Genomic DNA, 23,088 nt, shown 5'->3' with positions numbered 1-23,088 from the left:
CCTCCGGGCGCTCGCCGCCGCCATGCGCCCGCCGCTGATCCTCAACGACCCAAAGGGTCGCCTGCGGTCATCGACGACCGCCTGACGGGGCCGAGCATCCCGGAAAGCTGCGACCGAATGAATGAATCACGACACTAGGCGGTCGGTCAGCAGCGTGATCGCCCCCGGCTCGATGCCGGGGACCTTCGTCCACTGGACGTCCCCGCAGATGACCTGGTCGATCTCGGCGTGCTGCTGGTGGGTGGCGAGGATCAGCGCGTCAGGGGTGCGCAGTTTGCGCTGCTCGCGCTTCCTGCCTGTGGCGTTGTAGGCCGCCTGGAGGGCTATGGCGTGCTCCGCCGTGTCGCGATCGACGTCGACGATGTCGACGCCGAAGTCGTGCGCGAACTCGCGGATCGCCTCTTCGGGATGGTGCCCGAGGACGGCTCCGTGAAGAAGCTCGCTCCAGGCGATCACCGAGATCGCGAGCAGGCTCCCGGCTCTGACCGCCGACTCGATGGCCGACGCCGCGTCGTCGTGCAGCGAATCGCCTCGGTCGATGTAGGCGATCACCGCGGAGCTGTCGAGCAGCGCTACCGCCATTCGTCCCGCAGGTCATCGATGGCCGTGCGAGCGGCACCGCCGGTGTCGATCCGGCCGCGGTGCTTGGCGAACAGCTCGTCCAGGCGGGTCAGCTCGACGCGACCGGGGCCGAGAGCGCGGACCGCGACCACGTCGCCTTCCTTGAAGCCCGCTTCGGCGAAGGGCTGCTTGCCGATGGTGATCTGATGCTTCGAGGAGATCCGGGTTCGCGGCACCGGCGGCGCCGGCGCCGGCGTTCCGGGCGCTTTGCCGCTGGCCCCGAGCTTCTTTACGGCACGTGCCATTGGGTAAAGAATACTCCCCCGTTCAAGCACGGCCCAGCCCGGCGCGACGCCCAGCGCGCGCTCCTCCGGAGCGGTCGCATCGCTTGCCGGCGCCCGCGACAGCGCGCGCGTCGATCGCCAAGGTCAGGTCCCACTTCCGGCGACTGTCCGCAGGCGAACACGTGCAGCGGGCCTTGCAAGGCAACCTAATCCCGCCCGCTTCGTTCGTCGTGGGACGGACCGAGGCAAGGTGGTTGCCATGGTCTTTCGCGTTTCGGTTGTTGTTGGTCTGCTGTCCGCACTGGCGATGTCCGCGACGGCGTCGGCGGCGTCGCATCTGGTGGTCGCCGGCGACACGTTGTCGGGGATCGCCGCGGCCAACGGGTTGTCGACGGCGACGCTGGCGACGGCGAACGGGATGTCGCCGGACGCGTTCGTCATCCAGGGCACGACGATCACCGTGCCGGTGGCGGGACCGACGGCCGCCGCGGGCGTCGCGGCCTCCCCGGCGCCGTTCGGCGGCTACCGCGTTCGCCTCGGCGACACGCTGAGCGCGATCGCCGCCGAGCACGGCGTCAGCCTCCAGCAGCTGGCGGCGACCAACGGCCTCAGCACCGAGGGCACGATCGTGGCAGGCACGTCGCTGCGGCTCCCGAGCGGGAACGCCTCGACGACCGCCGCGCCCGTCCAGTCGGTCTCGACCGCGACCGGCAGCTCGTCCTCCGGCGGGCACGACGTCGTCTCCGGCGAGACCCTGACCGGGATCGCCGCCGCCAACGGCATCACGCCCGCCGCGCTGGCCGCCGCCAACGGCCTCTCCCCCAACTCCTTCGTGATCGCGGGCACCAAGCTGAGGATCCCCGCGGCGGCGCCCGCGGCGAGCGTCCCGGCGACCGCGGCCGCCAACGTGCCCGCGACCGGCGCGGCGACCGGCGCCCCCGGACACCTGACCGCGTCGCAGATCGGCTCGATCGCCGCCGCCAACGGCGCGCCCGCCTCGCTGGCCTCGGCGATCGCCTGGCAGGAGAGCGGGTTCAACAACGCCATGGTCAGCGTCGCCAACGCCCGCGGGATCATGCAGGTGATGCCAAGCACGTGGCAGTACGTGCAGAACCAGCTCGGCTCCGGGCCGCTGGACCCGTCGTCGCCCGCCGACAACGTCCGCGCCGGCTCGCTGCTGCTCTCGCGCCTCCTGCGCGACACCGGCGGCGACGCCACGACCGCCGTCGCCGCCTACTACCAGGGCCTCGGCTCGGTCCGGCGCATCGGCATGCTCCCCGAGACGCGCCGCTACGTCGCCAACGTGCTCGCCCTGCGCTCGCGCTTCGGCGGCTGAGCGAGCGGGCGCGGCGCCGCGCCCGCCGACGCACCGCGCCGCACCGCACCGCGCCGCGGCCTGCCGATACGCGCCGCCGTCAGGCCGCGCCTGCCGGCGGCCCGCCGCTACGCCGCCGCCGGGACCTTCTTGGCCCGCGTCGACCGCTCCTTCTTGGCCGGCGCCTTGGTCGGCTTGGGCGTCACCAGCTCCGCGAGGAACTCGCCGGTGTGGGAGCCGGGCGTGCCCGCGACCTCCTCGGGCGTGCCGGAGGCGACGAGCGTGCCGCCCTCCTCGCCGCCCTCGGGCCCCATGTCGATCAGGCGGTCCGCCGTCTTGATGACGTCGAGGTTGTGCTCGATGACGACGATCGAGTTGCCCGCGTCGACCAGCCGCTGCAGGACCTCCAGCAGGCGCTGGACGTCGGCGAAGTGCAGGCCGGTCGTCGGCTCGTCCAGGATGTACAACGTGCGGCCGGTCGCGATCTTCGACAGCTCGGTCGCCAGCTTCACGCGCTGGGCCTCGCCGCCCGACAGCGTCGTCGCCGGCTGACCGAGGCGGATGTAGCCGAGGCCGACGTCGCGCAGCGTCTCCAGGCGGCGGTGGACCTTCGGGATGTGCTGGAAGAACTCGACGGCCTCGTCGACGGGCATGTCGAGCACGTCGGCGATCGTCTTGCCCTTGAAGCGCACCTCGAGCGTCTCGCGGTTGTAGCGCTTGCCGTGGCACTGCTCGCACGGGACGTACACGTCCGGCAGGAAGTGCATCTCGATCTTGATCTGCCCGTCGCCGCGGCAGACCTCGCAGCGCCCGCCCTTGACGTTGAAGGAGAACCGGCCCGGCTTGTAGCCGCGGACCTTCGCCTCCGGCGTCTTGGAGAACAGGTCGCGGATGACGTCGAACAGGCCCGTGTAGGTCGCTGGGTTGGACCGCGGCGTGCGGCCGATCGGCGACTGGTCGATCTGGATGATCTTGTCGACCTGGTCCAGCCCCAGCACGGCGGTGTGCGCGCCCGGCCGCGTCCGCGCGCGGTGCAGCTTGTTGGCCACCGCCTTGAACAGGACCTCGTTGACCAGCGTCGACTTGCCCGAGCCCGACACGCCGGTGACGACCGTCATGACGCCCAGCGGCACCTTGACGTCGACCTTCTTGAGGTTGTGCTGCTTGGCCCCGCGGATCTCGATGTAGCCCGACGGCGTGCGCCGCTTGGCCGGCACGTCGATCTTCCGGGTCCCGGCCAGGAACTGCCCGGTCAGCGAGGACTTCACCTTCATGACCTGCTTGGCCGTGCCCTGCGCGATGACGCGCCCGCCGTGCTCGCCCGCGCCCGGGCCGATGTCCACGACGTGGTCGGCCGCGTGCATCGTCTGCTCGTCGTGCTCGACGACCAACACGGTGTTGCCGAGGTCGCGCAGGCGCTCCAGCGTCGAGATCAGCTTGGTGTTGTCGCGCTGGTGCAGGCCGATCGACGGCTCGTCCAGGACGTACAGGACGCCCACCAGCGCCGACCCGATCTGGGTCGCCAGCCGGATGCGCTGCGCCTCGCCGCCGCTCAGCGTCGCCGCCGCGCGCTCCATCGACAGGTAGCCGATGCCGACGTTCTCCAGGAACTGGAGGCGCTCCTTGATCTCGCGGAAGATCAGGCGCGAGATGTGCTGCTCGGTCTCGGTCAGCTCGACCTCGTCCAGCCACGCCAGCGCGCGCCGGACCGAGTACTGGCAGAACTCGTGGATCGCCAGGCCGCCGACGAGCACCGCCCGCGACTCCGGTCGCAGCCGCGCGCCCTTGCACACCGGGCACGGCACGAGCGACATGTACTCCTCGATCTTCTCGCGGACGCCCTCGCTGTCGGTCTCGCGATAGCGCCGCTCCAGGTTCGCGACGATCCCCTCGAAGCGCGTCGAGTACGACCGCCGGCGCCCGTAGCGATTGCGATACGACACCTCGACGCGATCGCCGTTGGTCCCGTACAGGAACAGGTCCTGCTGGTCGGACGGCAGCTCGCCCCAAGGCGTCTCCAGGTCGACGCCGTACTTGTCGGCGATCGCCTCGGTGATCTGCTCGTAGTAGTTGGAGGCGCTGTTGGCCCACGGCGCGATCGCGCCCTCGCCGAGCGACATCGAGGGGTCCGGCACGACCATCATCGGGTCGATCTCCATCTGCGACCCCAGGCCCGTGCAGCGCTCGCACGCGCCGTGCGGCGCGTTGAACGAGAAGATCCGCGGCTCCAGCTCCGGGATGACCGGCCCGTGGTCGACGCACGCGAACTTCTCGGAGTACAGGGTCAGCGTGCCTTTGCCTTCGCGCGGCACCGTCTCGATCTCGACCATGCCGTCGGCGAGCGCGACGGCCGTCTCGATCGAGTCCGCCAGCCGCTTGCGCACGCCCTCGCGCATCACGAGCCGGTCGACCACGACCGAGATGTCGTGCTTGAACTTCTTGTCGAGGACGATCTCCTCGTCCAGCGACCGCAGCTCGCCGTCGATCTTCGCCCGCTGGAAGCCCTCGGCCAGCAGGTTCTTCAGGGCCTTGCCGTACTCGCCCTTGCGGCCGCGCACGACCGGCGCGAGCACCATGAAGCGCTCGCCCTCCGGCAGCTCCAGCACCTGGTCGATGATCTGCTCGGCCGACTGCCCCTGCACGGGCTTGCCGCAGATGTGGCAGTGCGGATGCCCGATGCGCGCCCACAGCAGGCGCAGGTAGTCGTAGATCTCGGTGACCGTGCCGACCGTCGACCGCGGGTTGCGCGAGGTCGTCTTCTGGTCGATCGAGATCGCGGGCGACAGGCCCTCGATCGAGTCCACGTCGGGCTTGTCCATCTGCCCGAGGAACTGGCGCGCGTAGGCCGACAGCGACTCGACGTAGCGGCGCTGGCCCTCGGCGTAGATCGTGTCGAAGGCGAGCGAGGACTTGCCGGAGCCCGAGAGCCCGGTGATGACCGTCAGCGCATCCCGCGGGATCGTGAGGTCGACGCCCTTGAGGTTGTGCTCGCGGGCTCCTGAGACGACGATGGCGTTCTTCGGCGGCACTGTCGATCGAGTGTAGCCAGGGGAACAGACGTTCGGACGCGGCGGGACGGCCCGCGGACCAGAGCCGCCGCAAAGTGCGCGCTTCTCGTCACACGAAGCGCGCGCGCAGCACGGCCGGAAGCCCGCGCCAGAGGCCGGGAACGCGCGTCGCCAGCGGCAGCGCGAGCCCGCCGAAGAACCCCCGCCCCGGTCGCAGCGGCAGGTGGTCCAGCCCCGCGATCCCGGGCAGCGCCCGCAGCGCGCGCTCCTCCCCCGCGTCCCAGCCCCAGCGCCACGGCGGCGGCTGCCAGCCGGTGCCGGACGGGCGCCCGCTGCGCGCGACCGCCGCCGCGGGCATGACGTCGAAGACCAGCGCGGCCCCCGGGAAGCGGGCGGCGAGCGCGCCGAGCAGCCCGTGCGCCTCGGAGCGCGAGAAGTACATCAACAGCCCCTGCGCGGTGACCAGGACCCCGCGCGACGGATCGACCGACGGCGCCCACGCGTCGACGTCGAACGCCGAGGCGGCCACCGAGCGACGACGACGCGCGTCGCCGACGCCGCCGGCGCCGGCGCCCACGGCCACGCCGCCCTCGTCCGGCAGCAGCGCCGCCCGCGCCGCGACCATCTCCTCGACGTCCACGCCGACCCATCGCAGCGTCCCGTCATCCACCCGCCAGAACGACGTCTCCAGCCCCTCCCCGAGCGCGACGACGGTCCCGCCCGGGCGCGCCGCCGCGAAGCGCCGCACCTCCTCGTCGAAGCGCAGGACCCGCAGCGCCTGCCACTGCCCGAACGCGCCGACCTCCCCGAAGCGCTCGGCGAACGGGTAGTCGATGGCCTCGACCAGCTCGATCGCGCGCGGATCGTCCAGCACGCCGCCGGGCCGTCGCGCCTCCAGCGCGCGGTGCCACAACGTCCACAGCGCGGTCCCCGGGATTCCGTCGCCGAGGTCCGCGGGCATCGGCTACCCCCGAGCCGCCTTGACCACGGCCTTGAACGCCGCCAACGCCGGCTTGGCGCGGAACGTCCCGTCGCCGCGGTACTGGTTCAGGCCCGAGTAGTCGAAGGAGTTCTTGGAGCCGTTGTCGAGCGTCGCCCACGTGTACCAGTAGACGCGCGCCAGGCGCAGCTTCTTGCGGTCGCGCAGCAGCAGCTTGTAGACCGACCGCAGCCGCGACGCCTGCCCGGCCTCGGTCGTCTCCCAGTTCTGGGTCAGCGGCGTCTTCTTGCCCTTGGCCGAGGACCACGTCAGCTCGGTCAGCCACAGCGGGACCTTCGAGTACCCGCGCTTGTTCAAGGCATCGCGGTTGAGCTGGACGATCTTCAGCGCGTTGGACGGCCGACCCGAGAACGGGTGGGCGCCCGCGGCGTCGAACCGCAGCTTCGGCCCGGAGACGTCGAGCAGCTTGGCCAGGTCGCGCCACGAGTAGTTGGCCATCGAGGCCATCAACACGGTCGCGTTCCTGTCGGCCTTCTTGACCGCCGGGTAGGCGGCCCGCAGCAGAGCCGCGTAGGGCTTGGCGAACGGCTGCTCGGTGAAGTAGTCCTTCAGGTTGGGCTCGTTCCAGATCTCCCAGGAGCGCACCGGGCGCTTGGGCACCTCCGGGTGCTCCAGCCACAGCGACCCGTGGGGCCCATAGCGTGTGATCAGCGCGGTCAGGTAGGCGGCGTAGTCCGACGGCTTGGACGGCGGCGTGAACGGGTCGCCGTCGCCGCCGTTGGCCCAGGCGGGCGCGCGCAGCGCGAGGCCGAGGACGTCGATCCCCCGCTTGGCGGCGGCGAGCACCTTGCGGTCGGTCGGCGCCCAGTCGAACTGGCCCGGCGACGGCTCGATCAGATCCCACGCCATCTCGACGCGCCACGTCCGCACGCCCGCCGACCGCATCGAGGCGGCCTGCGCGTCGAGGTCGACCGCCGGATCGTCCAGCGGCCCGTTGACCATCACGCCGAAGAAGTCCTTCGGCACGGCGGCCGACGCGGGCGTCGGCGCGGCGGCGGGCACGAGCAGCAGCGCGCCCGCGACGATCAGGGCCAGGCAGAGACGGAGCATCAAGGCTCCGAACTCCGCCGGGACGAAGGAGTTGCGGACGTCGATCAGGGCTCGACCGACGCGGCCACGACGGTGTCCAGGGAAGGCGCCACCCTCGATCAGGGCTCGACCGTCGCGTAGACCTCGTCCAGGAGCGCGGCGCGGTCGGCGAGGTCGAAGTTCTCGGCCAGGTAGCGGTCGGTCTCCTCGCGCGACGTCCCGTTCAACGCCATGTTGAGCGCAACCAGGCGGGCGCCCTCGGCGTCGTCGTCCCCGCCGGAGCCGCCGGCGGCGGCGGGCTCCGACGCGGGCTCGTCGGCGACGTCGTCGTCCGCGGCGGCGTCGGGCTCCTCGACGGCCTCCGGCTCGCGCGCGGGCTCGGGCTCACGCGCCGGCTCGGCCGCCGGGACGACCGCGGGCACCGACTCGACCACGCGCCGCTTCGGCGGCGCGCCGCCCTCGCTCCCGGCCGCGTCGTAGAGGTCGCCCATGCCGCCCTCGAGCAGCGAGAGGTCCGCGGTGATCCGGTTGGCGCCGGTGCGCAGCGCCTCGACCAGCCCGGTCAGCTCCGACTGCATCGCGTCGACGCGCTGCAGCATCTGGTTGGTCGCCGAGCTGACCTTGCCGACGTGCTCCTGGGACTTGTGGACCGCGTCGTCGCGCGTGTCGCGCGCGTCGGCCTCGGCCGCGTCGCGGATCCGAACCGCCTCGTCCTGGGCCGAGCGCTCGATCGCGGCCGCGGAGGACTCCGCCGCCTCGACGATCGCCCGCACCTGCTCGGACGCGGCCTGCGCGATCGAGGCGGGGCTCGACGACGTGGCCGCCGTGCTCCCGCCGCCGGAGCCGGAGCGCCGGCGCAGCTCGTCGACCTCGTCGGCGATGCGCGCGAGGTGCGCGTCGACCGCCTCGGGCTCATAGCCGCGACGGCCGATGGGGAAGTCGCGCTTCTCGATGCTCTGACGGTCCAGGGCCATGGGCCGAACAGTAACGATCAGACCGGAAGACTGAGTCCCTTGGCGTCACGACGGACCAGGCCGTCGGCGACCAGCGACTCGATCGCCCGTTCCAACCGCCCCAACTCGATCCCGTCGGGCAGCGGCGCGCCGGTCGCCAGCGCTTCGACGATCCGGCCGCGCACCCAGCGATTGGAGTCCTCGAAACGCTCGCGTTTGGTTCCGGCGGCGCCGCGGGGCGCGATCACGACCCGTCCCGCCGAGGCGCACGCGCCCGCGACCGGACACGCCTCGCACGCCGCGTCGCGCGCGCGGCACACGACCGCGCCGAGCTCCATCAGCGCCTGGCCGACGTCCGGCGACGGCGCGTCGCCCGGGTCGAACCCCGTCCGCTCCAGCACGCGCCGCACGTTGGTGTCGACCGGCAGCTCGGGCCGTCCGAAGGCGAACGCGCCCACCGCCGCCGCGGTGTACGGCCCGATCCCCGGCAGCTCGCGCAGGTCCTCCGGCCACCCGTCGCGCGCCACCACCGCGCACGCCTCGCGCAGCCGCAGCGCCCGCCGGTTGTACCCCAGGCCGACCCACGCGGCCAGGACCTCCGGCACGGGCGCGGCCGCCAGCGCCGCCGCCGTCGGCCACCGCTCCAGCCACGCCTCCCACCGCGGAACGACCCGCGCGACCTGCGTCTGCTGGAGCATGACCTCGCTGACGAGGATCGCGTACGGGTCGCGCGTGCGCCGCCACGGCAGATCCCGCGCCTCGCGGGCGTACCACTCCAACAACGTGTCGGCGAACGTCGGCATCAGCGCCGCCGCACGCTACACGCCCGCTAGGCCGGCGCCTCCATGTCGGTCAGCTGCCGTAGGTCGCGCCGCAGCTCGCGGATCTCGTCGCGCAGGCGCGCCGCGTACTCGAAGCGCAGGTCCTCGGCGGCCTCGAGCATGTCCTTCTCCAGCTCGATGATCGTCTTCTCCAGCTCCGACGAGGTCATGGTGTCGGACTTGACCTTCTTGCGCTCGCTGCGGCGGCCCTTCTTGGGGGTCTTGGAGTCGCCCTGCAGGAACTCGGCGATGTCGCTGATGCCCTTGACGATCGAGGCCGCCGTGATCCCGTGCTCCTCGTTGTACTTCAACTGGATCGCGCGACGGCGGTCGGTCTCCGACAGCGCCGCCTTCATCGCGGCGGTCTCCTTGTCGGCGTACATGATGACCCGGCCGTCGACGTTGCGCGCGGCGCGGCCGATCGTCTGGATCAGCGACGTCTCGCCGCGCAGGAAGCCTTCCTTGTCGGCGTCGAGGATCGCGACGAGCGACACCTCCGGGAGGTCCAGGCCCTCGCGCAGCAGGTTGACGCCGACCAGGACGTCGTACTCGCCCAGCCGCAGGTCGCGGATGATCTGGATGCGCTCCAGCGTGTCGACCTCGGAGTGCAGGTACCGGACCTTGAACCCCATCTCGAGCAGGTAGTCGGTGAGGTCCTCCGACATCTTCTTCGTCAACGTCGTGACCAGCACGCGCTCGTTGCGGTCCACCACCTCGCGGACCTCGTTCATGAGGTCGTCGATCTGGTTGCGCGTCGGGCGGACGTCGACCTGCGGGTCGACGATGCCCGTCGGCCGCACGATCTGCTCGACGACCGAGCCGCTGTGCTCGCGCTCGTAGGCGCCCGGCGTCGCCGACACGAACACCATCTGCGGCGCGATCGTCAGGAACTCCTCGAACGTCTGCGGCCGGTTGTCCAGCGCGCTGGGCAGCCGGAACCCGTAGTCGACCAGCGTCTGCTTGCGCGACCGGTCCCCCTCGTACATGCCACCGATCTGCGGCACGGTCTGGTGGGACTCGTCGATCATCAGGATGTAGTCGTCGGGGTAGTAGTCCAGCAGGCAGTAGGGCCGCTCCCCCGGCATGCGGCCGTCGAGGATCCGCGAGTAGTTCTCGATGCCGTTGCAGAAGCCCATCTCCCGCAGCATCTCCATGTCGTACTGCGTGCGCTGCCGGAGGCGATGCGACTCCAGCAGCTTGCCCTCGGCCTCCATCTCGGCGCAGCGCGCGTTCAGCTCGCGCCCGATCTCCTCGACCGTGCGCTCCATCGTCCCCTCCCGCACGTTGTAGTGCGACGCCGGCCAGACCCCGATGTGCTCCAGGTCGGCGTTGACCAGCTCGCCGGTGAGCGGGTCGAACTCCTGCAGCGACTCGACCTCGTCGCCGAAGAACGTCGCGCGGTACGCGGTCGACTCGTGGTAGGCCGGGAAGATCTCCAGCGCCTCGCCGCGGACCCGGAACGTGCCGCGCGCCAGCGCCTGGTCGTTGCGGTTGTACTGGATCGTCACCAGCTTGCGCAGCAGCAGGTCGCGGTCGGTCTCCTCGCCCTTCTTGAGGATGACCAGGTTGTCGTTGTAGGTGTCCGGCGAGCCGAGGCCGAAGATGGCGCTCACCGACGCGACGATGATCACGTCGCGGCGGCCGAACAGCGCGGCGGTCGCGGCGTGGCGCAGGCGGTCGATCTCCTCGTTGATCGCCGAGTCCTTCTCGATGTAGAGGTCCTTGCTCGGGACGTACGCCTCGGGCTGGTAGTAGTCGTAGTAGGAGACGAAGTACTCGACGGCGTTGTCGGGGAAGAAGCTGCGGAACTCGTTGCAGAGCTGCGCGGCCAGCGTCTTGTTGTGGGCCATGACGAGCGTCGGGCGCTGCACGCGCTCGATCACCGAGGCCATCGTCATCGTCTTGCCGGTGCCGGTCGCGCCGAGCAGCGTCGTCATCGGGACGCCGTTGGTCAGCGCCTCGGCGATCCCGTCGATCGCCTTCGGCTGGTCGGCCATCGGCGAGAAGGCGGCATCAAGGCGGAAGGGCGGCATAGCGACCCAGGATAGGGGCGCATGCGGTCTGGTTTGGCCCGCATCTCCCCCGGAGACACCCGGGGCATGGCTACAGCGGCGGGGCGAGGTGGCGGCTACGCGGGCGGCTCGAGCGGCGGTCGGGGCGGCCTCTTCGCGCGCAAGCGCGGCAAGCTGCTGAAGGGCGACGCCGAGGGCCAGTCCGGCCTGCGCCGCGCGGTCGGCGCGACGGACCTGATGGCGCTGGGCATCGGCGGCACGATCGGCACCGGCATCTTCGTGATCATCGGCGAGGCGATCAACCTCTCCGGCCCGGCGATCATCCTCAGCTTCGCGCTGGCGGGCATCACCTGCGTCTTCTCCGCCCTCTCCTACTCCGAGCTGGCCGCGGCGATCCCGGTGTCGGGCTCGGCCTACACCTACAGCTACGCGACGCTCGGCGAGCTCGTGGCCTGGGTCATCGGCTGGGACCTCATCATCGAATACGGGTTCTCGGTCTCGACGATCGCGGTCGGCTGGGGCGGCTACCTCAAGGACCTGCTCGACTCGGTCTTCGGGCTCTCGCTCCCGACGTCGATCACCGCCCCGCCCGGCCAGGGCGGCGTCGTCAACCTGTTCGCCGCCGGGTTGGTGATCGCGGCGATGTTCCTGCTGCTGGCCGGCGTGCGCGAGAGCGCCCGGACCAACACGGTCCTCGTCGTCACGAAGCTGACGATCCTGGCGTTCTTCATCGTCATCGGCATCACGCACTTCACCGGCCACCACTTCACCCCGTTCGCCCCGCACGGCACGGGCGGCACGGTCGACGCCGCGGCGCTGATCTTCTTCGCCTACATCGGCTTCGACGCGGTCTCGACGACCGGCGAGGAGGCCGAACGGCCGCAGCGCGACCTGCCGATCGGGATCATCGGCTCGCTGGCCGTCGTCACCGTCGTCTACATCCTGGTCGCGGTGGCCGCGATCGGCCTCGTGCCGGCGAGCACGCTGGCGGGCGCCGACGCGCCGCTGACCGAGGCGATCCGCAGCGGCGCGGGCCTGGGCCCCTGGGCCGGGGACATCATGTCGATCGGCGCGCTGGTGGCGATCACGAGCGTCGTGCTGACGATCTTCTACGGCCAGACGCGCATCTTCTTCTCGATGTGCCGCGACGGCCTGATGCCCTTCGGCGAGAAGCTCTCGAAGCTGTCGCCGCGCAAGGTGCCGAGCCGGATCATCCTGATGTTCGGCGTGCTGATCGCGATCATGGCCGCGCTGATCCCGCTGCACGAGCTGGCCGAGCTGGTCAACATCGGCACGCTGTTCGCGTTCCTGCTGGTCAACATCGGCGTGATCGTGCTGCGCCGCACCGAGCCCGACATGGAGCGGCCGTTCCGCGTCCCGCTCGTGCCGCTCTTCCCGCTGATCGGCGCGGGCCTGTGCATCTACCTGATGACCAAGCTGCAGGGCGCGACCTGGTGGCGCTTCGGGATCTGGCTGGTGATCGGCCTGGTCATCTACACCCTCTACGGGCGCTTCCACTCGCGCGTGCGGGGCAACGAGGACGCCCTGCCCTCGCGCTAGCGGAGCTTGTTCGACGCGTGTCGAAACAGCCGCTATCCTCCGCGCTGTGGACCTGCATCAGCCTACGGTCGAGCAGCTCGACCTCACCACCATCCTCCAGGCGCTCGGCGACCCCGTCCGCCTGAAGATCGTGCGCGAGCTGGCCGCCGCCGGCGAGCAGATCTGCGGCGCGATGGACCTCGGCATCTCGAAGTCCACCCGCTCCCACCACTTCAAGACCCTCCGCGAGGCCGGCATCACCGACACCCGCATCGAGGGCACCCACCGCCACATCTCGCTGCGCCGCGCCGACCTCGACGCGCGCTTCCCGGGGCTGCTGGACGCGGTCCTGCAGACCGCGCCGGTGGCGTAGCGGCCGCGGCGCCGCCCCGCGAGGGCGGCGGGGCGCGGGCGACCTACTTCACCGGCGACTGCTCCGACGACCGCAGCAGGTTCCAGTTCACCGTGACCGGGTCGAGGAAGTTCGGCGGCTCGCGGTAGCGCAGCCGGTCGTCGTAGTTGTAGTCCTTGGTGTAGCCGTGGTTGGACGCGACGCAGTTGCGACCCTTGCTGTCGCACTGGCTGTAGGCCTGGCCGACCGCGCCGCGCCACTTCTGGGCGATGGCCCCGAGCACCGACAGCTTGCCCAGGTCGTTGCCGCAGTAGTAGTTGTCGGCCATGAACGAGCCGGTCGTGGCCAGGATCGCCGCGTCGATCTTCGTGACGGCCGTGGTCAGGGTGTTGCCCGTGCAGTCGTTGGTGTTGTTCGTCCAGGTCTGCGGGTGGTAGACGCGGACGAACTGGTTGGCCACCAGGCCCATGATCCCGTCGCCCGTGTGCTGGAGGTTGCCCACGACGACGATGTCGTTGGCCGCCGCGACCGTGATCGACTTGCTGTACGTGCCCTTGACGCCCACGTTGCCGCAGTCCGAGTTGGCGGCGTACTTCTGGTAGTAGGCGTAGTCCGTGCAGGTCCCGCCGGTCTTCGTGCCGACCCAGATCGTCGTGTCGCCGGTGAGCGACACGCTCTGTGAGGTGGTGCCCGTGCACAACAGGTTCGGATAGACGTTGACCGTGTCGTTGCTGTTGAACTGCAGGCACGTCTCGCCCGTGTACTTCTGGTTGGCCACGGTGGCGATCGTCGAGTTGGTGTCCGGGAGGTCCACCTGCTTGGGCGGGTACTGGAGCGTCCCCAGCCAGTTGGGCGTGCCGCTGCAACCGGTGCCGTTCTGCTTGTAGGCGTTGGAGGCGCTCGTCGACCCGAGCACCTCGAGCTTGTCGCCGTTGTTGCGCCCGAACGTCGGCGAGCCGCAGACCAACAGCGAGTCGTCCTCGGTGTGGAGAGGGCCGTTGATCTTGTCGCCGGCGATGAACTGGATCTCCGTGCAGTTCTTGTCACGGAGGTGCCGGACCTTGTTGCAGTAGCTCTTGGCCCAGTCGCTGGTGAGAGTCTGCGACGCGGTGTAGGACGCCGGCGGAGCGGTCTCCAGGCCGGTGTACCAGATGTAGTCCAAAAAGCCCGCACGTCGGAACTTGCCGACGACCTGCCGGAGCTTGCCGCGGTAGCTGCCGGTCGAGCGGACGGTCAGGACGCCGTCGCTCAGGAGCGTGCTGCCCCCTTGACCGGAGGCCGTGCAGGGCTTGGACGCGTTGACCGGCACGAGCTCGATGGCGAACTGCTCCTGGGCCGTGCTCGTGGTCTGGCTGATGTCGCTGTCGCTGCCGCCGACCAGGCGCCAGGCCGTGCGCTTGCCCGCGTTCTGCACGAAGTCGGGGATGTCGGTCGGGTCCTGGTCGTGACCGCACTTGTTCCAGTAGTTGGTGTCGACCGACAGCTGGTAGGCGTACCACTGCAGGCCGGCCTCGGCCGCCTCGTAGGCGCGCTTGCGGTCGACGTCGGTGCCCGCCGGACGCTGGTCGCCGTTGGCGGCCGCCCAGGCGCCGACCGCGAAGAGGCCGAGCACCATCATGGAGAGGGTGACGGCCACCATCGTGAAGCCGTGGTCTTCGGTGAGCGCTCTGCGCAGGAACCTGTTCATCAGCAAGAGGTCTGGTCGGTGGGATCGGCGCTGGACAGGACGCCCTGGCCCTGGATCACTTCGCGGCGGGCGTCGTCGGTCTGGGTGCGCGACGAGTTGATCTGGAACTGGACGCCGACCCGCACGATCGAGCGGTTGTTGGTGGTGTCGACCGTGGAGATCGGGGACGACTCGTCCACCGTTCCGGTGCTCGTGAAGGCGTAGTAGCTGAAGATCGGCAGGGCCGCGCCGGTCTGGCTGTTCTTGGGCTGCTGGACCTGGTCGGCGAGCCGCTGCTTCTTGGGGGTCGCGTTGAACTTCAGCGGGGTCTGGCTGCTGCCCATCACGCCGCTGCCGGCCACGGTCGTCAGCGTCAGGGCCTTGGCCGTGGCGTCGTAGGCGATCGTGTACTGGCTCGGCGTGTCGCTGGCGCCGTTGAGGTCGGCGTAGAAGGTCAGCGAGGTCGCGGTCCCGGAGACGATCGCGGGCGTCGTCGACGAGTCGTTGTTCAGCAGGCACTCCTGCCCGTTGAGCAGCGAGGTGATGCGATCCATGGCCACGCGGCCGCGCTGCTCGGCGTCGACGCGATCCATCACCCGCCCCGCCCCGACCAGGCCGGTCGTGAAGAGCGTCATCGTCGCGGTCAGGACGATCGAGCCGAGGACCATCGCGACCAGCAGCTCGACCAACGAGAAGCCGTCGTCGTCGCTCAGCCGGGTGCGCCAGGCGGTCATCCGGTGATCCCCGTCGCGTCGCACTTGCCGGCCTCCGAGAAGCCCTTGACGGTGCTCCAGGGCACGCTGAGCGTGGCCGTCGGGGTCGGGACGCCGAGGGGCGGCGTGTTGTTGAAGTGCGTGTCGGTCCGTCCCACGTAGCGGTTGGTGCCGTTGTCCACGCAGTAGGAGTAGACGCCGTAGGGCAGGTTCCACGTGTAGGTCAGGTCGGAGGTCGTCGGCGTGCTGGGCGCGGTCTGCGAGGTGCGCGTCGACGCGTCACAGCCGGTGGCCATGCCCGCCGAGAAGGCGACGTTGGGCAGCATCCGGACGTTGACCGCCTGCTTGGCGGGCACGCTCGTCACCTTGAGCGTCGCCGTGCGCAGGTAGGCCGACGCCCCGAGCTGGCCGCCCGGGCCGGGCGCGACCGCCGAGGCCGGGAAGGCGTTCGCGAACTCCGCGGTATAGGTCACCGGGTTGTTGCCGACGCAGCCGCCGGCGAAGACCTGATAGCCGCCGGACCACGGGAACAGCTTGGTGGTCGACGTCGCGCCCATGATCGCCGACGCCTGCGCGGGCGAGAGGCCGTAGCTCCCGCTCCAGGTCGTGCTGGTCGTCGAGTCGCTGCCGGACGTGTTCTGCAGGTAGTACTTGACGGGCGTGATCGTGGCCGGCACGTCGTAGAGGACGGTCTTGGAAGCGGTGTTGCCCTTGGTGATCACGGCGTTGGCGTACGTGCCGGTCGCCGCGCCCGTCGCGTCGACGTAGCTGCCCTTGCTGTAGGTGGCGGTGTACGTCCCCGGCGAGATCGTCGTGAAGTTGACGCAGCCCGCGGCGCTGGTGACGAGCGTCTGGCCGGCGATCGTGACCGCGACGCCGGAGACCGGGTTGCCGGCCATGTTGACCACCTGCATCGTGAACCCGCCCGTGGTGATGGCGACCTCGCCGGGCCGCGGGACCATGAGCGTCTCGGCGGTGACCGGCCGGACGTTGCCCATGTTGGGCCAGGTGACCGTCGAGTCGAAGCGCAGGTACTGGCCGGGGGTGCCCGAGGAGGTCGTGCAGGTGTTCAGGATGCCCGCCGAGGAGGTCCAGGTGCCCTTGGAGACGATCGTGTACTGGACGCCGTCGACCAACGTGGTCCGCGTCTGCGTCGGGAAGGTCGTCGACGTGCTGAACTTCGTCTGACGCAGGCGGTTGAGGTCGGCGGCGGCCAACGCCGTCGCCACGCCCTTGGAACGCAGGCGCGCGGACCCCTGCTGCGAGGAGTCGATCAGCTTCATCGTCGCCAGCGCGATGGTGATCAGCAGGACGGCGCTGACCATCACCTCGATCAGCGCGAAGCCGTCCTCGTCGGCTCGTGGCCGAGAGGACGCCGGGCCGGCCGGACGTGACCTGAGGCGCATCACTCCCACCAGGTCGGCACGACTGCCCTGGCGGTGTAGATGGGACGGACGAACGTCCAGTGGTCCGGTACCGGACTCGAACCTCTGTCCAGAGCCCTTTGACAGGCGCGGCGGGTAGGACTACGGCAATCCGGGTGGTTCATCCGCAGAGTGGGCAAAGCGGCCGATGCTCAACGCGGAGTTCGTTCTTTGTCTTGACAAACCTCGGCGGTGCGTGAGAGGGTCCACCGTGAGATGGGTCACGAAGGGTCCGGATCGCTCGAGTCCCTGCGAGAGCGAAACCGCCGGAGGGTGCTGAGCGCCCTTCGGGTCGCGGGGATCACCAGCCGCGCCGAGCTCGCTCGGCGTACGGGTCTGTCCCGCACCACGGTGTCTTCCTTGATCGGCGACCTCGTCCGCGACGGCCTCGTCGCCGAGCGCGTCGACCACACCGCCGCGCCCGGCGCGCAGGGTGGCCGGCCGCCCGTCCTGGTGTCGCTGGACCGCCGCGCCGGCGCCGCCGTCGGCGTCGACTTCGGCAAGTCGCACGTGACGGTGGCTGTGGCGGACCTCGGTCATACCGTCCTGGCCGAGATGCGCCAGGCGCTGCCCAGCGACCACCGCGCCGAGCAGGGCCTGGACGCTGCCGCCCAGCTCGTGGTCGCCGCCCTGGACCAGGCGGGCGTCGACCGCTCCTGCGTCCTGGGCGTCGGGATGGGCCTGCCGGGCCCGGTCCACGCCGACACCGGAACGGTCGGGTCGACGTCGATCCTCCCCGGCTGGGTCGGGATCACGGCCGCGCGCGCGATGAGCGACCGCCTGAACCTGCCGGTCCGCGTCGACAACGACGCGAACCTCGGCGCGCTGGCCGAGCACGTCTGGGGCGCCGGCGACGGCGTCGACGACATGATCTACCTCAAGCTCGCGACCGGCATCGGCGCGGGCCTCGTGCTCGGCGGCCGCCTCTACGTCGGCGTCGGCGGCACCGCGGGCGAGATCGGCCACACGATCATCGACGAGCACGGCCCCGTCTGCCGCTGCGCCAACCGCGGCTGCCTGGAGACCCTGGCCTCCGGCGCCGCCACCGTCGACCTGCTGCGCCCGACGCTCGGCGACGACCTCACGCTCGGGCGCGTCGTCGAGCTGACGATCGAGGGCCACCCCGCCGCGACGCGGGTCGTGGCCGACGCCGGCCGCCACATCGGCCGCGCGGTCGCCAACCTCGTCAACCTGCTCAACCCCAGTCGCGTCGTCGTCGGTGGCGAGATGGCCGCCTGCGGCGACGTGCTCCTCGACCCGCTGCGGGCCGAGTGTCAGCGCCACGCGATCTCCAGCGCGGGCGACGACGTCGAGATCCACCACGGCCCGCTGGGCGACCGCGCCCAGGTCCTGGGCGCCCTGGCCCTCGTCCTCCAGGACGCGGAGACGTTCTCGACCCCCGTCGACGCCCTCGCCGAGGTCCAGGCGTGAGCGCCACCAAGGCTTCCCCCATTCCCTGTCCCCTGCACCTCGAGGAGGAGCGTGCTTTCCATGCGTAGTACGAAGTGGGTGTCGGTCATCGCGGCCGGTGCCCTCACGTTCGGCGTTGCCGCGTGCGGCAGCGACGACAACAACAACAGCGGCAGCTCGGGCAGCGGCTCGAGCACGGCCGCCGGCGGCGACAGCGGTGGCAAGAGCGGCAAGATCGCGCTCCTGCTGCCCGAGTCCAAGACGGCTCGCTACGAGTCCCAGGACCGCCCGAGCTTCGAGGCCAAGATGAAGGAGCTCTGCCCGAGCTGCCAGGTCATCTACTCGAACGCCGACCAGGACGCCTCCAAGCAGCAGCAGCAGGCCGAGGCCGCGCTGACGCAGGGCGCCAAGGTGCTCGTGCTCGACCCGGTGGACTCCGCCTCGGCGGCCGCCATCGTCACGCGCGCGCAGCAGTCGAAGGTCCCGGTGATCTCGTATGACCGCCTGATCCTCAACTCCAAGCCCGACTACTACATCTCGTTCGACAACGTGCAGGTCGGCAAGCTGCAGGCGCAGTCGCTGGTCGACAAGCTCAAGTCCGACGGCAGCAGCGACGGCAAGATCGTGATGATCAACGGCGCCCCGACCGACAACAACGCCAAGCTGTTCAAGCAGGGCGCGCACTCGGTCATCGACGGCTCCGGCCTGAAGGTCGCCAAGGAGTACGACACGCCCGACTGGTCGCCGGACAAGGCGCAGTCGGAGATGGAGCAGGCCATCACGGCGCTGGGCAAGAACGGCTTCGTGGGCGTCTACTCGGCCAACGACGGCAACGCGGGCGGCATCGTCGCCGCGATGAAGTCCAACGGCGTCGACCCCAAGAAGATCCCGATCACGGGTCAGGACGCCGAGCTGGCCGGCATCCAGCGCATCGTCGCCGGCACGCAGTACATGACGGTCTACAAGGCCATCAAGCCGGAGGCCGAGGCCGCCGCGACGCTCGCCAACGACCTGCTCAACGGCAAGCAGCCCGAGGCCGGCCTGGTCAACGACAAGACCAACAACGGCCAGGCCGACATCCCGTCGGTCCTGCTCAAGCCGGTCGCCGTGACCAAGGACAACATCAACGACACGATCGTCAAGGACGGGTTCTGGACCGCCGATCAGATCTGCACCTCGCAGTACGCTGCCGCGTGCAAGTCCGCCGGAATCCAGTAACCGCCTGAGATCAGCCAGAGGGAGTTGCCCGAGATGGCAGAGACCACGCCCCTGCTCGAGTTGCGGGGGATCACCAAGAGGTTCGGCGCGGTCCGTGCGCTGAACGGCGTGGACTTCCGCGTCATGCCCGGCGAGGTCGTTGGCCTCGTCGGCGACAACGGCGCCGGGAAGTCCACGCTCGTCAAGGTCATCTCGGGCATCCACCCCGGGGACGAGGGCCAGTACCTGTGGGAGGGCCAGAAGCGGTCCGTGAACAGCCCGCCGGACGCCACCGCCCTGGGGATCGCGACGGTGTACCAGGACCTCGCGTTGTGCGACAACCTGGACGTCGTCGAGAACCTCTTCCTCGGACAGGAGGCCACCGTCGGTGGCCTCCTGTCCGAGGTCAGCATGGAGAAGAAGGCCAACGACCTGCTCGCCGAGCTGTCGGTCACGACGATCCAGTCGGTCCGCGGCGAGGTCGGGGCCATGTCCGGCGGCCAGCGCCAGTCGGTCGCGATCGCCCGGTCCCTGCTCGGCGATCCGAAGATGGTGATCCTCGACGAGCCGACCGCCGCGCTCGGCGTCGCGCAGACCGCGCAGGTCCTCGCGCTGATCAAGCGCCTCAAGCAGCGCGGGCTCGGCGTGATCGTCATCTCCCACAACCTTCGCGACGTCTTCGAGGTCGTCGACCGGATCTGGGTCATGCGCCTGGGGTCCAACGGCGGCGAGTTCGACGTCGACAACACCAACGAGCAGGAGGTCGTGGCCGCGATCACGGGCCTCACCGGCAACGGAAACCGCACGAGCAAGACGGAAGGAACGGTGACCCAGTGAGCACCACCGAGGAGGCCACCCCGACCCCGCCGCCGACCGAGCCGGACCCGACCGCGGCCGCGGCGACCAAGGAGTCGATGCCGACCGGCGCCAAGGACCTGCTCAACCGCGTCCGGACCGGCGACCTCGGGTCGCTGCGCGTCCTGATCCTGCTGGCGATCGTCTGGATCATCTTCCAGTCGCAGGAGTCGCGGTTCCTCAGCGCCACCAACATCGTCAACCTGTCGCTGCAGATCACCGCGGTCGCGCTGATCTCCGTCGGCGTGGTGCTCGTCCTGCTGCTCGGCGAGATCGACCTGTCGGTCGGCGCCGTGTCCGGCGTGACGTCCGCGATCGTCGCGGTGCTCAGCGTCAAGCACGGCTGGGGACCGGTCCCGGCGATCCTCGCCGGCCTGGCCGTCGGCGCCGCGATCGGCACGTTCCAGGGCTTCATCTCGACCCGCTTCGGGATCCCGACGTTCGTCGTGACGTTGGCGGGCCTGCTCGGATGGCAGGGCCTCCAGCTCAAGGTGCTCGGCGAGACCGGCACGGTCAACCTGAACCCGGGCCTGCTGACCGACCTGGCCGGCAAGTTCCTGTCCGACGGCGCCGGCTGGATCGTCGCGATCGTCTGCGTGGTGCTGTTCGCGCTGGCGACGATGCGCGGCTACCAGAAGCGCGTGGCCTCGGGCCTGGCCGCGCCGGCGTTCCCGCTGGTCGTCATCCGCATCGCCGCGGTCGCGATCGCCGCGCTGCTGTTCGTGTACGTCGTCAACCAGGACCGTGGCGTCCCGGTCGCCGTGCTGATCCTCGTCGGCTTCGTCGCCGCGTTCGACTTCATGACGCGACGGACGAAGTTCGGCCGCCACATCTACGCGGTCGGCGGCAACATGGAGGCCGCGCGCCGCGCGGGCATCGCGGTCTTCCGCGTGCGCGTCCTGGTGTTCGCGCTGGCGTCGACGATGGCGGCGGTCGGCGGCATCATGGCCGCGTCCCGCCTGCTGGCCGTCAACCAGTCCTCCGGCGGGTCGGACCTGCTGCTGAACTCGATCGCGGGCCCGGTCATCGCGGGCACGTCGCTGTTCGGCGGCCGCGGCAACGTCTGGAGCGCGCTCCTCGGTGCCCTGGTCATCGGGTCGATCTCCAACGGCATGGACCTGTTGGCCTACACCTCGGCGACGAAGTTCATGGTCACGGGCGCCGTCCTGCTGGGCGCGGTCGTCCTGGACTCCGCGGCGCGCATGGGTCGCGCGGCCTCCGGCCGCGTCTGAGCCACGGGCTTCCCGACAGCGGAGCACCCTTCGACGGGGCGGCCGAGAGGCCGCCCCGTCGCGCTTCTGACGACCGGCTCCCCGCCCGCCCACCGCTGCGGTAACGTGCGTGCAGATGCGTGATTCTGCGGTCTTGCCCGATCAGCGCCGGGAGGCGATCCTGGCGACGCTCGCCCGCGACGGGCGGGTCGTCGCGACGCAGCTCGCCGCGGCGCTGGGGTGCAGCGACGACACCGTGCGCCGAGACCTCGACGAGCTGGCCGCCGGCGGGCGCGTGCGCCGCGTGCGCGGCGGCGCGCTGCCCGCGCAGGCCACCACCCCGCCGCGGATGGCCGAGCGCCAGGAGATCCACACGCCCGCCAAGGAGCGGGTCGCCGAGCGCGCGGCGGCGCTGCTGGCGACCGAGACGGTGGTGTCGCTGGCCGGCGGCTCGACGTGCCTGGCGATCGCCCGGCACCTGGCCGCCGACGGCGTCGCGCGGCAGGTGCTGACGACCGCGCCCGACATCGCGCTCGCGCTCGCCGACGCGCCCGGCGAGGTCCTGCTGGCCGGCGGGCGGATCGAGCCCGACTCGCGCACGACCGTCGGCACCGAGGCCATCGACGCGGTCCGGCGCTTCCGCCCGTCGGTGGCGGTGCTCGGCGTCTGCTCGCTGCATCCGGCGATCGGCCTGACGACGTACTGCGCCGGCGAGGCCGAGGTCCTGCGCGAGCAGGCGCGGTGCGCGGGCCGGCTGCTGATCGCCACCGAGTCGGCCAAGCTCGGCTCGACGGCCGCGCACGTGGTCGCGACGGCCGCCGACGTCGCGCGGCTGGTCACCGACCGCGACGCGCCCGAGGAGGAGCTGCGGGCGCTGCGCGCGCTGGGCGTCGAGGTCGTCGTCGCGTGAGCCCGCGCGCCGCGATCACCACGATCTTCGCGCTCAACGGCGTCGTGCTCGGCACGTGGGGCGCGCGCATCCCGGCGATCCAGGACCGGCTCGACGTCGGCCCCGGCGCGCTGGCGCTGGCGCTCGCGGGCCTGGCCGCCGGCGCGCTGATCGCGATGCCGACCGCCGGGCGCCTGGTCTCCCGGCACGGCAGCGCGACCGTGGTCCGCGTCGCGGTCGTCGTGCTCGGCGCGCTGCTCGTCCTCCCCGCGATCATGCCGTCGCTGCCGCTGGCGATCCTGGCGACGTTCCTCGTCGGCCTGGCCAACGGGTCGCTCGACGTGTCGCAGAACGCGCAGGGCGTCGAGGTCGAGCGCGCCGCGGGCCGCACGATCTTCTCCTCCATGCACGCGGCGTTCAGCTTCGGCGGCCTGATCGGCGCGGGGCTGGGCGCGGCGTCGGCGGCCACCGACCTCAGCGCGGGCGTCAGCTTCGCCGTCGCCGGCGCGGTCGCGATCCTCGTCGGCACGGTCGCGGGCCGCGGCCTGATCCCCGACGGCGCGCCGCCGACCGAGCACCACGAGCATGTTGGTGTGGATGGCGTGCCGCGGCGCCGCAACCTCTGGCCGCTGCGCGCGCTGGCCTTCGCGTCGCTGTTCTGCGAGGGCGCCGCGATGGACTGGAGCGCCGTGCACCTGCGCGACATCGGCGCGGCGTCGGCCGTGGCCGCGCTGGCCTACGGCGCGTTCTCGGTGGCGATGGCCACCGGCCGCCTCGGCGGCGACCGGCTCGTCGAGCGCCGCGGCCCGGTGGCGCTCGCCCGCCGCGGCGGCGCGGTCGGCGGCGGGG

The 23,088-nt window shown here is 71.0% G+C and carries 20 protein-coding genes; 9 read left to right on the top strand and 11 right to left on the bottom strand.

The window, feature by feature from the left end; genetic code table 11:
- Nucleotides 1-126: 126 nt before the first annotated feature.
- Nucleotides 127-582, bottom strand: a complete 456-nt coding sequence (locus tag VFG42_RS17640) for a type II toxin-antitoxin system VapC family toxin (protein ID WP_324910083.1) — start codon at nt 580-582, stop codon at nt 127-129.
- On the bottom strand, nt 573-866 hold the full coding sequence (locus VFG42_RS17635; RefSeq protein WP_324910082.1) for a hypothetical protein: 294 nt from the start codon (nt 864-866) through the stop codon (nt 573-575). The genes VFG42_RS17640 and VFG42_RS17635 overlap by 10 nt, the downstream gene beginning before the upstream one ends.
- A gap of 286 nt (nt 867-1,152) precedes the next feature.
- On the opposite strand from VFG42_RS17635, the gene VFG42_RS17630 reads away from it, so the two are divergent.
- On the top strand, nt 1,153-2,181 hold the full coding sequence (locus VFG42_RS17630) for a LysM peptidoglycan-binding domain-containing protein (protein WP_324910081.1): 1,029 nt from the start codon (nt 1,153-1,155) through the stop codon (nt 2,179-2,181).
- A 107-nt stretch (nt 2,182-2,288) separates the two neighbouring features.
- On the opposite strand, the gene uvrA is transcribed toward VFG42_RS17630, so the two are convergent.
- The 6 genes from uvrA to uvrB form a co-directional block, all read right to left on the bottom strand.
- Complete coding sequence (gene uvrA / locus VFG42_RS17625) at nt 2,289-5,189, bottom strand: excinuclease ABC subunit UvrA (protein ID WP_324910080.1); 2,901 nt, start codon at nt 5,187-5,189, stop codon at nt 2,289-2,291.
- 88 nt (nt 5,190-5,277) lie between these two features.
- Nucleotides 5,278-6,129: a class I SAM-dependent methyltransferase gene (locus VFG42_RS17620; RefSeq protein ID WP_324910079.1), complete on the bottom strand. Its 852-nt coding sequence runs from the start codon at nt 6,127-6,129 to the stop codon at nt 5,278-5,280.
- A gap of 3 nt (nt 6,130-6,132) precedes the next feature.
- Nucleotides 6,133-7,218: a beta-galactosidase gene (locus VFG42_RS17615; protein ID WP_324910078.1), complete on the bottom strand. Its 1,086-nt coding sequence runs from the start codon at nt 7,216-7,218 to the stop codon at nt 6,133-6,135.
- A gap of 98 nt (nt 7,219-7,316) precedes the next feature.
- Nucleotides 7,317-8,171, bottom strand: coding sequence for a DivIVA domain-containing protein (locus VFG42_RS17610; RefSeq protein ID WP_324910077.1), 855 nt, complete (start codon nt 8,169-8,171; stop codon nt 7,317-7,319).
- Nucleotides 8,172-8,188: 17 nt separating this feature from the next.
- Nucleotides 8,189-8,953, bottom strand: coding sequence for an A/G-specific adenine glycosylase (locus VFG42_RS17605; protein WP_324910076.1), 765 nt, complete (start codon nt 8,951-8,953; stop codon nt 8,189-8,191).
- Between the two features lie 26 nt (nt 8,954-8,979).
- Nucleotides 8,980-11,004 (bottom strand): excinuclease ABC subunit UvrB, encoded by a 2,025-nt coding sequence (uvrB, locus tag VFG42_RS17600; RefSeq protein WP_324910075.1) that lies wholly within the window; start codon nt 11,002-11,004, stop codon nt 8,980-8,982.
- A 66-nt stretch (nt 11,005-11,070) separates the two neighbouring features.
- On the opposite strand from uvrB, the gene VFG42_RS17595 reads away from it, so the two are divergent.
- On the top strand, nt 11,071-12,543 hold the full coding sequence (locus VFG42_RS17595; RefSeq protein WP_324910074.1) for an amino acid permease: 1,473 nt from the start codon (nt 11,071-11,073) through the stop codon (nt 12,541-12,543).
- Between the two features lie 46 nt (nt 12,544-12,589).
- Nucleotides 12,590-12,895, top strand: coding sequence for a helix-turn-helix transcriptional regulator (locus tag VFG42_RS17590; protein ID WP_324910073.1), 306 nt, complete (start codon nt 12,590-12,592; stop codon nt 12,893-12,895).
- A gap of 43 nt (nt 12,896-12,938) precedes the next feature.
- Here the strand turns inward: VFG42_RS17590 and VFG42_RS17585 are convergent, their stop codons facing one another.
- The 3 genes from VFG42_RS17585 to VFG42_RS17575 are packed head-to-tail and all read right to left on the bottom strand — an operon-like array spanning nt 12,939 to nt 16,662.
- Nucleotides 12,939-14,513: a hypothetical protein gene (locus tag VFG42_RS17585; RefSeq protein ID WP_324910072.1), complete on the bottom strand. Its 1,575-nt coding sequence runs from the start codon at nt 14,511-14,513 to the stop codon at nt 12,939-12,941.
- A gap of 47 nt (nt 14,514-14,560) precedes the next feature.
- A complete protein-coding gene (locus tag VFG42_RS17580; protein WP_324910071.1) occupies nt 14,561-15,274 on the bottom strand; it encodes a PilW family protein in 714 nt (237 codons plus the stop codon).
- Nucleotides 15,271-16,662: a hypothetical protein gene (locus VFG42_RS17575; protein WP_324910070.1), complete on the bottom strand. Its 1,392-nt coding sequence runs from the start codon at nt 16,660-16,662 to the stop codon at nt 15,271-15,273. The genes VFG42_RS17580 and VFG42_RS17575 overlap by 4 nt, the downstream gene beginning before the upstream one ends.
- 231 nt (nt 16,663-16,893) lie before the next feature.
- Between VFG42_RS17575 and VFG42_RS17570 the strand changes: the two genes are divergently transcribed.
- From VFG42_RS17570 to VFG42_RS17545, 6 genes are all read left to right on the top strand, one after another.
- Nucleotides 16,894-18,108 (top strand): ROK family transcriptional regulator, encoded by a 1,215-nt coding sequence (locus VFG42_RS17570; RefSeq protein WP_324910069.1) that lies wholly within the window; start codon nt 16,894-16,896, stop codon nt 18,106-18,108.
- Nucleotides 18,109-18,168: 60 nt separating this feature from the next.
- A complete protein-coding gene (locus tag VFG42_RS17565; RefSeq protein ID WP_324910068.1) occupies nt 18,169-19,305 on the top strand; it encodes a sugar ABC transporter substrate-binding protein in 1,137 nt (378 codons plus the stop codon).
- Nucleotides 19,306-19,338: 33 nt separating this feature from the next.
- The gene (locus VFG42_RS17560) at nt 19,339-20,121 is read left to right on the top strand and encodes an ATP-binding cassette domain-containing protein (protein ID WP_324910067.1); all 783 of its coding nucleotides are present in this window, start codon (nt 19,339-19,341) and stop codon (nt 20,119-20,121) included.
- Nucleotides 20,118-21,371: a sugar ABC transporter permease gene (locus VFG42_RS17555; protein ID WP_324910066.1), complete on the top strand. Its 1,254-nt coding sequence runs from the start codon at nt 20,118-20,120 to the stop codon at nt 21,369-21,371. The genes VFG42_RS17560 and VFG42_RS17555 overlap by 4 nt, the downstream gene beginning before the upstream one ends.
- A 133-nt stretch (nt 21,372-21,504) precedes the next feature.
- On the top strand, nt 21,505-22,260 hold the full coding sequence (locus VFG42_RS17550) for a DeoR/GlpR family DNA-binding transcription regulator (protein ID WP_324910065.1): 756 nt from the start codon (nt 21,505-21,507) through the stop codon (nt 22,258-22,260).
- On the top strand, nt 22,257-23,088 hold an 832-nt coding region (locus VFG42_RS17545; protein ID WP_324910064.1), incomplete at its 3' end, for an MFS transporter. The genes VFG42_RS17550 and VFG42_RS17545, both read left to right, overlap by 4 nt.

Source organism: Baekduia sp. (genome assembly GCF_035685985.1).
In the GTDB taxonomy this organism is placed as follows: Bacteria; Actinomycetota; Thermoleophilia; order Solirubrobacterales; family Solirubrobacteraceae; genus Baekduia.
The sequence above is the reverse complement of the archived record's forward strand: the minus strand, read 5'-3'. Positions and strand labels throughout refer to the sequence as shown.

Excerpts from the sequence above, each read along its gene's own strand:
- VFG42_RS17630 (WP_324910081.1), top strand. The coding sequence starts at position 1,153 with ATGTCCGCGACGGCGTCGGCGGCGTCGCATCTGGTGGTCGCCGGCGAC.
- VFG42_RS17585 (WP_324910072.1), bottom strand. The coding sequence starts at position 14,513 with ATGGTGGCCGTCACCCTCTCCATGATGGTGCTCGGCCTCTTCGCGGTC.
- VFG42_RS17620 (WP_324910079.1), bottom strand. The coding sequence starts at position 6,129 with ATGCCCGCGGACCTCGGCGACGGAATCCCGGGGACCGCGCTGTGGACG.
- VFG42_RS17635 (WP_324910082.1), bottom strand. The coding sequence starts at position 866 with ATGGCACGTGCCGTAAAGAAGCTCGGGGCCAGCGGCAAAGCGCCCGGA.
- VFG42_RS17570 (WP_324910069.1), top strand. The coding sequence starts at position 16,894 with ATGGGTCACGAAGGGTCCGGATCGCTCGAGTCCCTGCGAGAGCGAAAC.
- VFG42_RS17595 (WP_324910074.1), top strand. The coding sequence starts at position 11,071 with ATGGCTACAGCGGCGGGGCGAGGTGGCGGCTACGCGGGCGGCTCGAGC.
- VFG42_RS17605 (WP_324910076.1), bottom strand. The coding sequence starts at position 8,953 with ATGCCGACGTTCGCCGACACGTTGTTGGAGTGGTACGCCCGCGAGGCG.
- uvrB (WP_324910075.1), bottom strand. The coding sequence starts at position 11,004 with ATGCCGCCCTTCCGCCTTGATGCCGCCTTCTCGCCGATGGCCGACCAG.
- VFG42_RS17560 (WP_324910067.1), top strand. The coding sequence starts at position 19,339 with ATGGCAGAGACCACGCCCCTGCTCGAGTTGCGGGGGATCACCAAGAGG.
- VFG42_RS17640 (WP_324910083.1), bottom strand. The coding sequence starts at position 582 with ATGGCGGTAGCGCTGCTCGACAGCTCCGCGGTGATCGCCTACATCGAC.
- VFG42_RS17580 (WP_324910071.1), bottom strand. The coding sequence starts at position 15,274 with ATGACCGCCTGGCGCACCCGGCTGAGCGACGACGACGGCTTCTCGTTG.
- VFG42_RS17615 (WP_324910078.1), bottom strand. The coding sequence starts at position 7,218 with ATGCTCCGTCTCTGCCTGGCCCTGATCGTCGCGGGCGCGCTGCTGCTC.
- VFG42_RS17565 (WP_324910068.1), top strand. The coding sequence starts at position 18,169 with ATGCGTAGTACGAAGTGGGTGTCGGTCATCGCGGCCGGTGCCCTCACG.
- VFG42_RS17610 (WP_324910077.1), bottom strand. The coding sequence starts at position 8,171 with ATGGCCCTGGACCGTCAGAGCATCGAGAAGCGCGACTTCCCCATCGGC.